We start from the raw sequence: 15,828 nt of genomic DNA on the forward strand, positions 1-15,828 counted from the left end.
GTTAATCGGAAAACGTAATGGGCAAAATGGCGCAATTTTCTTTTTACAGTTTCCAACATATATCGAATTCCTTGCTAAAAAACAGGAACCGCCTTGACGGTTCCTGTTTCACCTCGGTTAATACCCCCATGGAAACGGGCCAGGACCACCCGGACCCGGACCAGGGCCTCCGCAAAACAATTGCTGGTTCGCTACTTGATTGACAACCGATTCCGTATGCGGGAAATAATGCTGATGTTGGAAAAGGTGATGGTTGACATGTGTCGTATGAGATGGATGAATGTGTGGTACGACCGTTGCTTGGAAATGATGCTGCACACAACATCTCGGCGGATGAACAATCGGCGCCACTACATGCGGTACGCAATGCATATCCGATTCTCCTTTCTTTTCATAAGCTTATTTACAATACTAGCCTATGATGAAAGGAGCGGACACGTACTAGTGTAGATACCCATTTTTCCATATTCGTCTATAAAAACCGCTACATTACGTCAAGTTTTTAAAAACAACCAACGTCAAGCATATGATGATAAAAAACAAATAAAAAATTTTTTTGTACATGCTCCGCATCGTTTTCTCCCCGCCATCGCTTTTGTTTTTTATCTCCCCCGAAGCAATTGTACATATTTTTTGTCTTTTCTACAAGATTCGCAATAGAAATTTTTATTTTCTGTCGCATTTTGCGCTTTCCGCGGAAATATTTTAACGATGCAATTTCCGCTGAAGGCGCTCTATACGCTTGATCCATTCCATCTCTTGTGCATCATTTCGTTGTTTATAGGAGCGGGACAATGCTTTCCATCGTTCATATGCGCTGACGGCGTAGCGATGCGCCGCATGGATATCGCGGAAATGATGTTCATACGCTTTCGCCAACTCAACTCCGACTTTTATTTTCCACGTATCATGGCCATGCTGCCATAATTGCTCCCATATGTCCACAGCCTCTTTATACCGTTTTTCTTTTTTATATAACAGCGAGAGCTGCCATTGGGCCTGCCAAGCTTCTTTTGTTTCTTTTTCGATCACACGCTCATAAACGCTTTTCGCGGCAGCCGTCTCCCCTAATGTCTCCAACCACCGTGCTGTTTCCAACTGTTCCAGCGCGTCGTTCAGCTGCGGCGCTTCAAGCAGCTGTTTCGATAAATGAATATAGAGGCAAATTAACGATAAAACATCAAGTTCATTATGGCGAAGCACCGGAAAAATCCGGTCAGGATGCGGCGTCGATAAAAAGTCCATGTACATCATCGGCGCCAAAAAGCCAGGAACATCTTCTTTGCGCTCGATTTGCAATATTTCTTTTTCAACATTGGAAAGGCGGACGGACTCTAATTTTTGTTTCCATATTCTTTTTGCTGCGTGATATAAATCAAAATGGCCGAACGCCGGCAATTTCGGAACGGCATCGCGAATGAGCGTATGGCGCGTCTTGACTTTCGGCCAATCGAACGCTTTTCCGTTATACGTGACAAGCGTCGTATAGTCGACTTCCGACAAAAAGCTTTGATACAGCGCCACTTCTGCACCGGGGTGCGGCAAAAAATGCTGGCGGACGACAACCCGGTCGGTATATACGCGGGCATGGCCAAGCAAAAAAATGAAATGGCCAGTTCCGCTGCTCAGCCCGGTTGTTTCCGTATCAAAGAAAAATAAGTCGCTCACTTCATGCCCTTTGCTTGACAGCGGATGCGCAAACGAAGCTTCTTGCCAGCGTCCATGAATATAATGAAGCTCGCCAAGCCGATACCGCCCATGCTGATAATCCAGCGGATATACGACTTCGCGAATCAAACAATAATCCCCTTCAAAAAAGAACGGTTGCACGTTTTTCCAGCGCCACTCGTCAAGAAACGGAACGTCTTTTTCTTGCTGCTCTTCAAAGAGCGCGCTGGGCCGGTCTTCCTGGACGGAAGCCCGGGATGCTAGCTGATTCTTCCATCTTGCTAATTTTTGCTTCATTGACATCGTGTTCATCCCTTCAATCGCTTGCTAATAGTTTATGCAAAAAGGCAAGGACGTTTTTTTTCACGGAATGGTTGCCCTCTTCGATTACCCCGATGCAAGAAGGGCAGCCATTTTCACACTGGCAGTGCTCAATAAAATGTTTCACTTCTTCCATGATTTCATCATACCGTTCGAAAACCGCTTCCGACAAACCAATGCCGCCCGGATAGCGATCGTACAAAAAAATCGTCGGCCTTCCAGAATGCGGCGCCTTCATTTGCGGCACAACGTGAATATCGGTGCGGTCACACATGACAAACATCGGTACAAGATGACGAAGCACATTGGAAATGCCAACAAGCGCTTGTTCCACCATCGGCGCATCCATTTGCGCCAGTTCTTCGCCGAACTCGATCCATGTCGCCGTCGTATGCAGTTCTTCTTCCGGCAAACGGATCGGCCCTGAACCAATGTTTTCAAAGGTGGACAATTTTATTTTTTTAAAGATGGTCGCCATCGCGCGAACAGACACGTCGCCATAGTGCAGGCTCAGCTGCGGTCTTTGTTCGTTGCGGTCTTCTTCCAATACATGGAGCTGTACAGCTAAATTGGCATCCGTAAAATATTCAACATTCACTTCGCGGACATACGCTTTTTTTTCTTCCCAATCAAGCTTTTCCACTTGATATTGCACACCCTCATGAAGGTAAATCGCTTCTTCGTGCAACAGCGTCATTGCGCTGAACCGGTCCATCTCGCCGATGACACGGTGATTGCCGGTTTTGGAAATATCGATAATGACGACGTTTTCCTGGGATGCGGAACGCAAGCTAATGTCATGCGCTGGAAACGCATCGCTCATCCAATACCATTTGCCGGCACGGTGATGCAATACTTTTTGCTCTGTTAAAAATTCAAGCACTTCATCTACTTCCACGCCGCCAAACTTTTCGCCGCGGCGAAACGGAAGTTCATATGCGGCACATTTCAAATGGTCGACGAGAATCAGGATATTGTCGGGATTAATCCGCGCCGCTTCCGGAGAGCGCTGAAAAAAATACTCCGGATGTTGTACGATATATTGGTCAATCGGGCTGGAGCTCGCCACCATAATGACAAGGGAATCGCCGTGGCGCCGCCCGGCTCGCCCTGCCTGCTGCCAAGTGCTTGCGACCGTGCCGGGATACCCGGTCATAATACATACTTGCAATTGGCCAATGTCGACGCCGAGTTCCAGCGCGTTCGTGCTAACGACTCCGATAATTTCCCCGCTGCGCAGCCCTTTTTCGATTTCCCGTCTTTCTTTTGGCAAATAACCGCCGCGATAGCCACGAATCGTTTTCCGGCCTAATTGATCTTTAATCAACCCTTGCAGATGGCTTAAAATCAGCTCGACACGCACGCGGCTGCGGGCAAATACAATCGTTTGAATGCCGTTTTCCAAAAACTGTTTTGCTAACTTGTTTACTTCCGCCGTAGCGCTTTTGCGGATATTAAACGATGGATGAACGACCGGTGGATTATAAAAAACAAAATGCTTTCTCCCCCGCGGCGCCCCATTGTTATCAATTAGCGTCATTTCTTCGCCTGTTAAACGTTCAGCAAATTCTTTGCAATTGGAAAGCGTCGCCGAGGTGCAAATAAAAGTTGGGCGGCTTCCGTAAAATTCGCAAATGCGCTTCAAACGGCGGATGACATTTGCCACATGGCTTCCGAACACCCCGCGATATGTGTGAAGTTCATCGATGACGACATACCGCAAATTTTCGAATAATGCCACCCATTTCGTATGATGCGGCAAAATCGCAGAATGCAGCATATCCGGGTTCGTCATGATAATATGGCCGGCTTTACGGATTTTTTGGCGAATACCCGGAGGTGTATCTCCATCATATGTATAACTATAAATCGGAACGTCCATTTCCTCAATGATTTCGTGCAATTCGCTTTTTTGGTCTTGCGCAAGCGCTTTTGTCGGAAATAAATAAAGCGCTCTTGTATGTTCATTTTCTGCGATCGCTTGCAGTACAGGCAAATTGTAGCAAAGCGTTTTCCCCGAAGCGGTCGGAGTCACAGCGACGATATGGTTTCCGTTTCTCACCGCCTCAAAAGCAGCTGCCTGATGCGTATAAAGAGAAGCGATGCCGCGTTTTTCCAACGCTGTTCGCAAACGCAAATCAAGGTGTTCCGGCATCGGAACGGTGTTCGCTTCTTGCGGCTCCATTTCGTGCCAATATACTACATTCGGATCATTGCGCAATTGTTCCACCAATTCGCGCAACGTTTTTTTCTTCATAATCGCTCACCTCAATGCTTTCCTCTCTTCTCTATTTTAATAATAGAGGCATTGCCAAGAAAAATCACGTCTTTAATAATAGAGGCATTGCCAAGAAAAATCACGTCCTTAACATAAAAAAGCCCGGCCGTTTACTGCCGAGCATGGTCTTTTTGTCTATATCCAAGCCTTTTCGAGATTTGCCTGCCAATGTCCTGAATGCGTTCCTGCAGTTTTTCTATCCGTTCGTCTGTCATGCGGATCGTCGGGCCAGAAATGCTGACCGCAGCAACGACGCTGCCGGTATAATCAAAAATAGGGACAGCGACACAGCGAATTCCGTACTCGTTTTCTTCTAAATCAAGCGCATATCCTTTTTGTTTTACTTTTTCTAATTCTTCTAAAAACATATCGCGGTCTGTTATCGTAAAATCCGTATGCTTCGGCAGCCCTTTTCTCTCGATGATTTCCAGCGCCACATTGACAGGCAAATGGGCAAGAATGGCTTTCCCGACGGCCGTGCAATGCATCGGCGCCCGTTTTCCTACTTTCGAATGCATGCGCAACGTTTCTGTTCCTTCCAATTTTTCAATATAGATGACTTCTCCTTGGTCGTATACAACAAGATGAATGACTTCGTTCGTTTCTTTCTCCAGCTGCTGCAAATATGGCTTCGCTTCTTTCCGCAAATCAATCGATTCAAGCAGCTTGGAACTCATTTCCAAAAATTTATAGCCAAGCTTGTACCGTTCTGTTTCCTTATCTTGCTCGACATATCCATGTTGCACAAGTGTCGATAAAATGCGATAAACAGAACTTTTGTTGATATCCATTTGTTTGGCAATTTCCGTCACGCCAAGTCCTTCTTTTTTGGAACTGACAATATCGATAATATGCAATGCCCGGCTTACTGATTTCACTAAATTTTCTCTTTCCATTTTCTTCACCTCTGACCGTCCTTCGTCCATTGACCATTATACACTTATTGCCGGGCATTTCCCATCCGGTTGGTTGCACGCATCTATTCGCATCACCTTTAACATGTTTTCGCCCGCTCTTTGGCCGCCACGAACGTATTTCGCAGCGTCCCGATTTCAGCGATTTCACATTCAATGACATCGCCGGCTCCTACTAGCTCGGCTCCCACCGGGCTTCCTGTCAAAATGACATCTCCCGGCTTCAATGTCATGACATTTGTCAAATAAGCAATCATCTTGCTGATCGGGATAATCATCAATTTCGTCGGGCTGTTTTGTTTTTCGACCCCGTTTAACCTCGCTTTCACGTAAACGGAAGACGGGTCAAGATCCGTTTCGATGACAGGGCCTAACGGAGTAAACGTATCGAACGATTTTCCGATCGTCCAATGTCCGTCCGGATGGAAAAATTGCGGTGCCGTCACATCGTTTGCCACTGTATAGCCAAAGACGTATTGCCATACTTCCGATTCCGGGACGTTTTTCGCTTCTTTTCCGATAATAACGGCCAATTCCGATTCAAATTTTACTTTGTCAACTCCTGCCGGTATGACGATTTCTTCTTCCGGGCCAATGACCGACGAAGACGGTTTAAAGAAAAAGACCGGAATTTCCGGCAACTCATTTGGCAATTGTTCCTGTTTCGCCACATAATTGGCGCCGATGCCGATGATTTCATGCGGAATAAGCGGCGCAAGCAGCATAACTTCTTTTATATGGAACGTATTTCCCGTGTATTCCCAATTGGTGAATAAATCACCGGTAATCTCCCGAATTAGATCATCTTCAACAACGCCCATATATGTTTTTCCACCTGCGGCAAATCTGGCGAATTTCATCACATTACTCCTTCCCCAAGATGTTTTCCTGCTCTTTGTCAAAAGGTTTTCTTGCAACCCCCGTTTGGATCGCCGCACGCGCAACCGCGTCTGCCACCGCTTCCACCACGCGCCTGTCAAACGGATTCGGGATGACATAATCGTTCGTCAATTCTGCTGGACTGATTAAATTGGCAATGGCATCCGCAGCCGCTAGTTTCATTTTTTCATTAATTTCGGAAGCTCTCACTTGCAATGCTCCTTTGAACACACCCGGAAAGGCAAGAACGTTATTCACTTGGTTTGGAAGATCCGATCTTCCCGTTGCCACCACTGCCGCTCCAGCTGCTTTCGCATCGTCCGGCATAATTTCCGGAACAGGATTGGCGAGCGCAAAAATAATGGCATTGCTGTTCATGGAGCGGACCATTTCCGGCGTTAACGCACCGGCAACCGAAACCCCAATAAATATATCGGCTCCTTTAATAACCTCTTTTAAATCCCCTTGCAGACGGTTTCGGTTCGTTACTGTCGCCATCGACTCTTTGATTGCGTTCATTCCGTGCGGACGATTCTCGTAAATCGCCCCTTTCGAATCACATAAAATGAGATCGCCCACTCCCATATGAAGAAGCATCTTCGTAATGGCGATTCCTGCAGCACCTGCTCCGTTCACAACTACTTTACAATCACTCAAACGTTTTTGCACGACCTTCAGTGCATTGGTCAATCCGGCAGCGATTACAATCGCTGTCCCATGCTGATCATCATGAAATACTGGTATGGATAATTCTTGCTTAAGGCGTTCCTCGATCAAAAAGCAGTTTGGCGCAGCGATATCTTCCAAATTAATTCCGCCAAACGTCGGTTCTAACAATTTCACTGTTTGAATAATTTGTTCCGGATCATTTGTGTTAATGCAAAGCGGCACTGCATCAATGCCGGCAAACGCTTTAAATAAGGCGGCTTTTCCTTCCATGACAGGCATGGACGCACTTGCTCCAATATTCCCCAATCCCAGCACTGCAGACCCATCGGAAACAACCGCCACAAAGTTTCCTTTCATCGTATAATCATAAATCGATTCCGGATTTTCATAAATCGCTTTGCATGGTTCTGCCACTCCTGGAGAATAGATGATGCTTAAATCTTCCTTGTTTTGCACCGGAACTTTTACGTCTACACGTAGTTTTCCTTTTGCATGCTGATGAACAAACAGCGATTTTTCCCGAAGGTTCCGCATCATTACCACCTAGCTACTAACCTCTTTCATTGACTTTGCCGCCTTTCTGCTGCTTTTCGTTCGGCAATGCTTGCGTAGTAACTAGGATTTGCACCTCCTTTTATTTTGAATATTCAGAAAATATTAGTACCATTGTGGAACAAGGACACCAGCTAGGAATGTCCTTGTTCCACCCGTTTTTTTATTGTTGAATGGCTGCGTATTTTGCTTTTGCCTCTAAACGGCGGCGGTGCAAAATCGGTTCGGTGTAGCCGTTTGGCTGTTCATAACCTTTAAATATTAAGTCGCACGCCGCTTGGAAGGCAACCGAATTGTCATAGTCAGGAGCCATTGGGCGATAGTTCGGATCACCGGCGTTTTGTTCGTCGACGACCTTTGCCATCCGTTTTAACGTTTCCAATACTTGTTCTTTCGTGCAAATGCCGTGGTGGAGCCAGTTTGCAATATGTTGGCTGGAAATCCGCAATGTCGCACGGTCTTCCATCAGGCCGATATTATTAATATCCGGCACCTTCGAGCATCCGATCCCTTGGTCGATCCAGCGGACGACGTAGCCGAGTATGCCTTGGCAGTTGTTATCAAGCTCTTCTTGAATTTCTTCCGGCGTCCATTGCGGGTTCACGGCAACTGGTATTTGCAAAATTTCATCACGGTAATCTTTCTGCTCTTTTCGCAATTCCTCTTGCACTTCAGCGACGTTAATTTGATGGTAGTGAAGCGCGTGCAGCGTCGCAGCTGTCGGCGAAGGCACCCAAGCCGTATTTGCGCCCGCTTTTAGTTGCCCGCCTTTTTGCTTTAGCATTTCCGCCATCATATCTGGCATCGCCCACATTCCTTTGCCGATTTGGGCGCGGCCTTGGAATCCAGTGGCCAAGCCAATGCTGACGTTTGATTTTTCATAGCCTTGCAGCCACGCTGATGTTTTCATATCATTTTTGCGAATCATCGGTCCAGCTTCCATTGATGTATGGATTTCATCGCCAGTCCGGTCCAAAAAGCCTGTATTAATGAAGACGATGCGGTCTTTCACTTGATAAATGCAGTTTTTCAAGTTCAATGTTGTGCGACGTTCTTCGTCCATGACGCCGATTTTAATCGTGTTGCGTTTCAACCCAAGCATATCTTCGACGCGGTCGAATAATTCATTGGCGAAAGCGACTTCTTCAGAACCATGCATTTTCGGCTTAACGATATAAATCGAGCCCTTGCGTGAATTTGCGTAACGGGTGTTGCCAAGAAGCGAATGTTTCATAATTAAGCTTGTCACGACCGCATCGATGATTCCTTCATATACTTCTTCGCCGTTTGCATCCAAAATCGCATTGTTCGTCATCAAATGGCCAACGTTGCGGACGAACATAAGCGAACGGCCTGGCAGAGTAAGTTCTTTACCATCCGGCGTTTGATAAACGCGGTCCGGTTTTAGCTCGCGTGTTATCGTTTTTCCGTCTTTTGTGAACGTTGCCGTCAAATCTCCTTTGACAAGGCCGAGCAAATTGCGGTATACGAGCACCTTATCTTCCGCGTCAACTGCCGCCACCGAATCTTCGCAGTCCATAATCGTCGTAACCGCCGCTTCTAAATAAACATCTTTCACACCTGCTTTATCCGTTTTTCCGACAGGGTGGCTGCGGTCAATTTGAATTTCGATGTGAAGACCGTTATTTTTTAACAAAACCGCCGTCGGATTTTCCGGGTTTCCTTGGAAACCGACGAATTTTTCTTCCTCTTTTAGCGTTGTCGTCTTGCCGCCGTCAACGGATACTACCAGTTTTCCGTCAACTACCGCATATTGAACGGCGTCTTTGTGCGAATATTCTTTCAGCGGCACGGCTTGATCGAGAAACTCGCGCGCATAAGCAATTACTTTTGCCCCACGGACCGGATTGTAAGAATCACCGCGTTCTGCCCCGCCTTCTTCGCTGATCGCGTCCGTTCCATATAAGGCATCATAAAGGCTGCCCCAACGGGCATTCGCTGCATTCAGCGCATAGCGGGCATTCGTAACCGGCACGACCAATTGCGGGCCAGCTTGAATGGCAATTTCATCGTCCACTCCTTCGGTGGTAATCTCGAAATCGTCCACTTCTGGCTCTAAATAGCCGATCTCCGTTAAAAACGCTTTATATTCTTCCTTGTTAAAATTGTCGCGGTGCTCTTTATGCCATTGATTTATTTTTTCTTGAATTTCATCGCGGCGCGCAAGCAGCGCTTTGTTTCTCGGCGTTAAATCGGCAATCAGCGTTTCAAAGTCTTTCCAAAATGTTTCGCTGTTCACTTCGCTTCCCGGAAGCACTTCATCGTTTATAAACTCATAAAGCAGTTTTGCGACTTGGAGATTTCCAACTTTGACGTATTCTCCCATTTTCCCCTCTCCTCCATCTATTTTTGTTTCTTATTACGAAACAACGTTTTGTAATTGTTTAAAAAAATCATAGCATGGAGTGAAACATATTTCAACCATTTTCTTATAAAGACTGCTTTTGTTTTACTTCAACGCAGCGCCCCGGCGTCGGGAACAGTTTTCCCGCGTTCAATAAGTTTTTTGGATTAAACACATCGCGAATGTCAGTTTGCGCGGCGATTTCTTCATCGCTGAAAATAAAGCGCATTTCTTCTTTTTTCTCAATGCCGACCCCGTGTTCCCCGGTAATCGACCCGCCGACGGCTGCGCACGCTTGCAAACATTCGCTGCCCGCGGCAAGCGCCTTTTCGGTTTCCCCCGGTTTGCTCGCATCAAACAAAACGAGCGGATGAAGATTTCCATCGCCAGCGTGGAAAATGTTTGCGATGCGCAATCCATATTTTTTGCTGATTTGTTGAATGTTCTTTAACACTTCCGGCAATTTGCTGCGCGGAATGACTCCGTCTTGCACTAAATAATCAGGAGAAATCGCTCCCATTGCGCCAAATCCTGTTTTCCGGTTTGCCCACCAGCGCGCCCGTTCTTCTTCTGTTTGCGCCACTTTCACTTCCCGGACATTCCGGTTGCGGCAAATGCGCAAAATCTCTTCAATTTGCTCGGAAATCCCCGCGGAAATGCCATCCACTTCGATTAAAAGAAGCGCCTCAATGTCCTTCGGATGCCCGACCGGAAAAGCGGCCGCTTCGACTCCTTCAATCGCCGTTTGATCCATCATCTCCAATGCCGCTGGAACCATCCCCGCGGAGATGATATCGGAAACGGCCTGGCTCGCATCTTCCACACGGTCAAAATAAGCCAGCACGGTCTGTTTTGCTTCCGGATTTTTCAAAATGCGCACTGTAATTTTTGTAACGATCCCTAATGTCCCTTCAGAACCGGTCAATAATCCGATTAAATCGTATCCCGGCGGGTCTGGAATGCCGTTTTTGCCGATTTCGATAATTTCCCCGTTTGGGAGCACGACTTCAAGCCCTAAAATATGGTTCGTTGTGACTCCATATTTTAAACAATGTGCGCCACCGGCGTTTTCCGCGACATTTCCGCCAATCGTGCAGCAATATTGACTCGATGGGTCGGGAGCGTAATAGTACCCTCTGTCGGAAATGGAGTTCGTCAGCTTTAAGTTGACAAACCCCGGTTCGACAACCGCACGGCGGTTTTCTAGATCGACGCTGATGAGCCGTTTCATCCGGACTAAGCTGATGATTACTTCGCCGTTTAACGGAATCGCGCCACCGCTTAATCCCGTCCCCGCCCCGCGGGCCAGAAACGGCAAATCATGTTCGTGGCAATACTTCACAACCGCAGCAACTTCTTCCGTATTTTTCGGAAACACCACCGCTTTCGGCAAATGGCGATGAACGGTAAATCCGTCGCAGTCATAAGCGATCAAATCTTCTTTTTTATACAAAATCGAGTTCTCCCCGCCGACAATGCGGGCTAGCGCCTGAATATGCGGGTCGTTTGTTTGCAGCCTTTTTCTTCTCATACGCGCACCTCCTTTCCGTCTTCTTTTTGATACGCCCAGTCAAGCAGCTGTACGGTATGGACGACTTTTTGATTTCGGCCGTATTTCAAAACCCCCATCGCCATTTGCAGCATGCAGCCAGGGTTCCCCATAGAAATAAGCTCCACATCTTCCGGAACATTTTGCATTTTGCTTTCCAATATATCGTTTGCCATTTCCGGATGGGTAAGGTTATAAATCCCTGCGCTTCCGCAGCAGCGGTCGGCGTTTGGCATCGGAACCATCTCCACTCCCGGAATGCTTGATAAAATCGCGCGCGGTTCTTGGCGGATTCCTTGGCCGTGCGCCAAATGGCAAGCATCATGGTACGTAATGCGCATGTTTAATTCCGCTTTTGGCTTTTCATAGCCTGTATCATGCAAATATTTTGAAATATCTTCGACTTTTTGCGAAAACTGCTCCGCTTTCTCGCGCCATTCCGGATCATCGCGGAACAATTCCGGATATTCCTTTAACATGCAGCCGCAGCCCGCGGCGTTCACGATGACACGGTCGGCATGTTGAAACGCTTCGATATTTTGTTTGGCAAGTTTCCGGCCTGTCTCGCGGTCTCCCGCGTGCACATGAAGCGCGCCGCAGCACGTTTGATTTTGTGGAATGATGACATCGTTTCCGTTGCGTGTCAACACGCGAATCGTCGCTTCGTTAATATCGCTGAACATGACGTCCATGACACATCCTGTCAAAAGCGCCACCGTATGTTTCGTTTCTCCTTTTGCTTTTATGACATTCATATGTTTGTATTTTTTTCGCACCGGTATTCCCACTTCCGGCAAAATCGCTTCCATCTCCACGAGATGCTCTGGCATGATATGGAGCAGTTTCGTTTTGCGCGCGATCGTCTTCAGCCCGCTTTTTTGATATAATTTCAGCAAGCTTCCGAGCAAATGAAGACGGGATGGATGCGGAAACACTCCTTTTAAGAAGAAATCGTTAACAAAAGCTTTCCATCCTGTTAGCGGAATCGCCTGCCGGATTTGCCCCCGTACTTCTTCAATCAATCCGCCGACATCCACATCGGCTGGGCACGCCGTCGTGCATGCCCGGCAGTCCAAACACATAAAAATCGGATCGATCAAATCTTCCGTAATCTCCAGCTTCCCTTCTCCCACCGATTTCATCAAATGCACGCGCCCGCGCGGCGAATGTTGTTCTTGTCCGGTTTGTTCGTATGTCGGACACGACTCCAAACACATGCCGCAATGAACACAGTCAGCCCACTTGCTTGGATCAGGCGGATCGCTGAAGCGATAGTTGCCAAGGCTAATTGTTGTACATGCTGGCTCGCTTTTTATTTCACTTTCTCGCAAACTCATCTTATATCCCTCCGATAAACCGCTGGTTGTTTAATATCCGGTTTGGGTCGATTTTCCGTTTAATTCCATCCAGCAGGAAAAAATATGATGGTTTTTCTCCCCACACATCGATGCGCTTCCGCAACGAAAACGGCAAATGCTTCACAACGGCGTACCCGCCCAGCTGCGCTGCCGTCGCCCGCAGCTGTTTGACCGCGGCAATAACCGGCTCGCTTTCTCCTTTGATATATACTTGGCACAAGCCGTGCCCCAACCCGCCGTGCGCCTCGATATGAACATGGCATCTCTCTTGCAGCAAATCGCTTTCCCGAATGATAGGAAGAACATCGAAATTCACGACACCGATTTTCACCGCCGCTTCGACGGACTGTCCCAATGGATCAGGGGCAGCCCCGTTCGGTCCGATCGTATAAAACGTTTGCCAGAACGATTTTGCTTCTTCTTGTGATAAAATGAGAATTTTTGTGTTAGGCGGTTGGAAACGTTTTACAAATTCCACTTGATAACGCACGGCGCTTTCGACATCTTCAAACCCTATCGCTAACGTATAAGCAGAATGGCCGATGAGCCGTTCTGACAATGACGGGCTTAATAATTCGAAACAGACCGGTTCCATCATCGAATCAAGAAATTGGACAGCAAACGAACGGATTTCGTCTAACTTCCCGGACGGAAAAGACAGCAGCACGAGGCTTTCATATTTCGGCAGCGGGCGAAGTTTCAGCGTGATTTCCGATATTACTCCAAGCGTTCCCATCGCCCCGATAAATAGTTTGTTCATATCATAGCCCGCGACATTTTTCACGACTTTCCCTCCGGAACGGATGACCGTCCCATCCGGGTATACGATGCGCAAGCCAATGACGCTGTCGCGCGCTGAACCGTATCCAAGGCGCTTGGGGCCGCTGTCATTAGCGGAAATCACCCCGCCGATTGTCGCATATTGCGGCCACACAGGATCAAGCGCCACCTTTTGGCGATACTCCGCCAAATAATCTTGTAATTGTTGAAACACCGTCCCGGATTTCACCGTCACCGTCATATCTGCGGCCGCATGCTCGACAATGCCGCTATAATTCACTAAAGACAGCAAAATATCGGCACATTCCAGCTGCCCGCCAAATCCTCGTTTCGTCCCCCCGCCAGCGATGCACACTGTTTTTCCATAGGTGTTCGCATAGCGCAAAATGTTCGAAATTTCTTCTTCCGATTGCGGATACACAGTCACATGGCCGCTGTTGCCGAGCGGATGCGATCCGTGTTCATCTATTTGTATTTGCTTTTCTGAAAGAAACTCCGTTAACTTGTTTTTCCACTCCAAAGACAGCACGCATTGCACCTCCTTGTTGTTTCGTAATAAGAAACACTGTTTCTTTTAATGGATAAAAATAAACACGCAAACGATAAACAGCGAATAACCGTTTTTGCGTGTGTTATTATTTATTATTAAACCATCTGTTTTCGAATTTTTCAATGAATTTTTTTATTTAGAATTTATTTATAATTCTGCTTATGATTCTTCCTTTGTTACCATCACATTGCACCGCTTCTCTAACGGCTGAATGATCGCAGACATATCTAAATCCGCTAGCCCTTGTTTCATCGCATCCGCGAACGTCTCTTCGGCAATTTGCCCTAAAAATTGCCTCACCCCCGTTTCATTCATCAACCGATTCGCCAAACAAACGTCTTTATATACATATTTGACTGCTCCGCCTGCTGCAAACTTGCGCGGAAAAACATATTGTTCCATATGCCTGCGAAGCATGCGGCTGTCTCCGTAGCTCGCTTTTAAAATCCGGTAAAGCTGCTTGGCATCCAGCCCAAGCGCCACCCCAGCGACCATTGCTTCTGCGGCAGCAACAGAATGGACGGCGACAAGATATTGATTGATTAGTTTTGCCACACTTCCCGAACCGCTCGGCCCCAAATACTCCACCGTTTCACCAAGGACGTTCAATAGCGGCACCACCCGCTCCCAAGCCGATTTCGCTCCGCCGACCATTATCGTTAACGTGCCTTGCTCCGCTCCTTCTGGCCCTCCGCTTACCGGAGCATCCAAAAAATCGATTTTCTTCTCTTTGGCCCGTTTCGCAACGGCTTTGCTCGTATCCGGCCCCACTGTCGTAAAATCAAGGCAAATCGTCCCCGGCCGGGCGCTTTCGATCACCCCTTCTTTCCGCAAATAAACGTCGATAACATCGTCCGGCATCGATAAACAAGTGCAAATGACATGCGAATGCCGGGCCAGTTCTGCGATCGTGCTGGCTCTGTCTGCCCCCAGCCGTACTAACGCTTCTGTTTTTTCGGGCGAACGATTGTACACGATGACATGATAACCTGCGCCAAGGAGACGTCTAGCCATTCTTGCTCCCATCACACCTGTGCCAATAAATCCGATATTCATCTGTTTGTGCTTCGCCATTGGAGTGACGAAGCTTCCCCCTTTCCTAACTATTTATAGCAAAATCAACGGTCAATGGATAACGTACGCCAATGAAAGCTATGCTCACTTTTTCCCGACGGAATGTATTCCAATCCGATTGCCCCTTTGTAGCCGCACTGCTGCAAACGTTGAAAAATGTACTCGTAACGGATTTCACCCGTTCCCGGCTCATGCCTTCCCGGAACATCCGCAATTTGAACATGGGCAATCCAATCAACATATGTTTCAAATGTCGCCATTAAATTTCCATTCATTCGCTGCATATGATAAAAATCATATTGAAGCTTGATGTTCGCCAATCCAATTTCTTTCACCATCGAAACAGCTTCATGAATGTTTGTTAAAAAATAATCCGGCATATCAAACGGATTGATCGGTTCAATTAAAAGCGTTAACGAGTGGTGTGCCATTTGCTTTGCCGCGTCATAAAGATGACGCATGTACGTTTCTTTTGCTTTTTGCCGCTCTAAATCAGCTGGAAGCACTCCCGCCATGCAGTGAATATACGGAACGTTCAATTCCGTTGCATAGCGAATGCCTTCTTCAACAGAACGTTGAAATTCGTCCGTCCGATTTGGAAAAATCGCTATCCCTCTTTCCCCTTTTTCCCAATTTCCCGGAGGCAAGTTGATCAACACAAGCGATAATTGATATTGATGAAGCTCATCGCGGATGCGTTCGACAGGATATTTGTACGGAAACTGGCATTCCACAAGCGAAAAGCCGCATTCTCTCGCTTTTTGAAACCGCTCCAGAAACGGCACTTCCGTAAAAATTGTCGATATATTAACGGAAAACGGATTCATTCTTTCTTCCCCCTTATTACCAAAATGATTATATGCAAGACATT

The 15,828-nt window shown here is 47.1% G+C and carries 12 protein-coding genes; all 12 read right to left on the reverse strand.

The window, feature by feature from the left end; genetic code table 11:
• Positions 1-117: 117 nt before the first annotated feature.
• Complete coding sequence (locus AOT13_RS14205) at positions 118-372, reverse strand: CotD family spore coat protein (protein WP_003250050.1); 255 nt, start codon at positions 370-372, stop codon at positions 118-120.
• Positions 373-705: 333 nt separating this feature from the next.
• A complete protein-coding gene (locus AOT13_RS14215) occupies positions 706-1,971 on the reverse strand; it encodes a ribonuclease H-like domain-containing protein (RefSeq protein WP_080695314.1) in 1,266 nt (421 codons plus the stop codon).
• Between the two features lie 13 nt (positions 1,972-1,984).
• Positions 1,985-4,246, reverse strand: a complete 2,262-nt coding sequence (locus AOT13_RS14220) for a DEAD/DEAH box helicase (protein ID WP_042383764.1) — start codon at positions 4,244-4,246, stop codon at positions 1,985-1,987.
• Positions 4,247-4,377: 131 nt separating this feature from the next.
• Positions 4,378-5,163 (reverse strand): IclR family transcriptional regulator, encoded by a 786-nt coding sequence (locus AOT13_RS14225; RefSeq protein WP_013400660.1) that lies wholly within the window; start codon positions 5,161-5,163, stop codon positions 4,378-4,380.
• A 98-nt stretch (positions 5,164-5,261) separates the two neighbouring features.
• Positions 5,262-6,041: a fumarylacetoacetate hydrolase family protein gene (locus tag AOT13_RS14230; RefSeq protein WP_003250042.1), complete on the reverse strand. Its 780-nt coding sequence runs from the start codon at positions 6,039-6,041 to the stop codon at positions 5,262-5,264.
• Between the two features lie 4 nt (positions 6,042-6,045).
• A complete protein-coding gene (locus AOT13_RS14235; RefSeq protein ID WP_042383766.1) occupies positions 6,046-7,263 on the reverse strand; it encodes an NAD(P)-dependent malic enzyme in 1,218 nt (405 codons plus the stop codon).
• 181 nt (positions 7,264-7,444) lie between these two features.
• Complete coding sequence (locus AOT13_RS14240) at positions 7,445-9,628, reverse strand: malate synthase G (RefSeq protein ID WP_003250039.1); 2,184 nt, start codon at positions 9,626-9,628, stop codon at positions 7,445-7,447.
• Positions 9,629-9,731: 103 nt separating this feature from the next.
• Positions 9,732-11,177, reverse strand: coding sequence for an FAD-binding oxidoreductase (locus tag AOT13_RS14245; RefSeq protein ID WP_042383767.1), 1,446 nt, complete (start codon positions 11,175-11,177; stop codon positions 9,732-9,734).
• On the reverse strand, positions 11,174-12,532 hold the full coding sequence (locus AOT13_RS14250) for a (Fe-S)-binding protein (protein ID WP_003250037.1): 1,359 nt from the start codon (positions 12,530-12,532) through the stop codon (positions 11,174-11,176). The genes AOT13_RS14245 and AOT13_RS14250 overlap by 4 nt, the downstream gene beginning before the upstream one ends.
• 1 nt (position 12,533) lies before the next feature.
• Complete coding sequence (locus tag AOT13_RS14255; protein ID WP_013400657.1) at positions 12,534-13,862, reverse strand: FAD-binding oxidoreductase; 1,329 nt, start codon at positions 13,860-13,862, stop codon at positions 12,534-12,536.
• 180 nt (positions 13,863-14,042) lie between these two features.
• Positions 14,043-14,939: an NAD(P)-dependent oxidoreductase gene (locus AOT13_RS14260; protein WP_013400656.1), complete on the reverse strand. Its 897-nt coding sequence runs from the start codon at positions 14,937-14,939 to the stop codon at positions 14,043-14,045.
• A gap of 62 nt (positions 14,940-15,001) precedes the next feature.
• Positions 15,002-15,784 carry a hydroxypyruvate isomerase family protein gene (locus AOT13_RS14265; protein ID WP_042383768.1) on the reverse strand — a complete coding sequence of 261 codons (783 nt, stop codon included), beginning with the start codon at positions 15,782-15,784 and terminating at the stop codon, positions 15,002-15,004.
• Positions 15,785-15,828 lie beyond the last annotated feature (44 nt).

The organism is Parageobacillus thermoglucosidasius, assembly GCF_001295365.1.
Classification (GTDB): Bacteria; Bacillota; Bacilli; order Bacillales; family Anoxybacillaceae; genus Parageobacillus; species Parageobacillus thermoglucosidasius.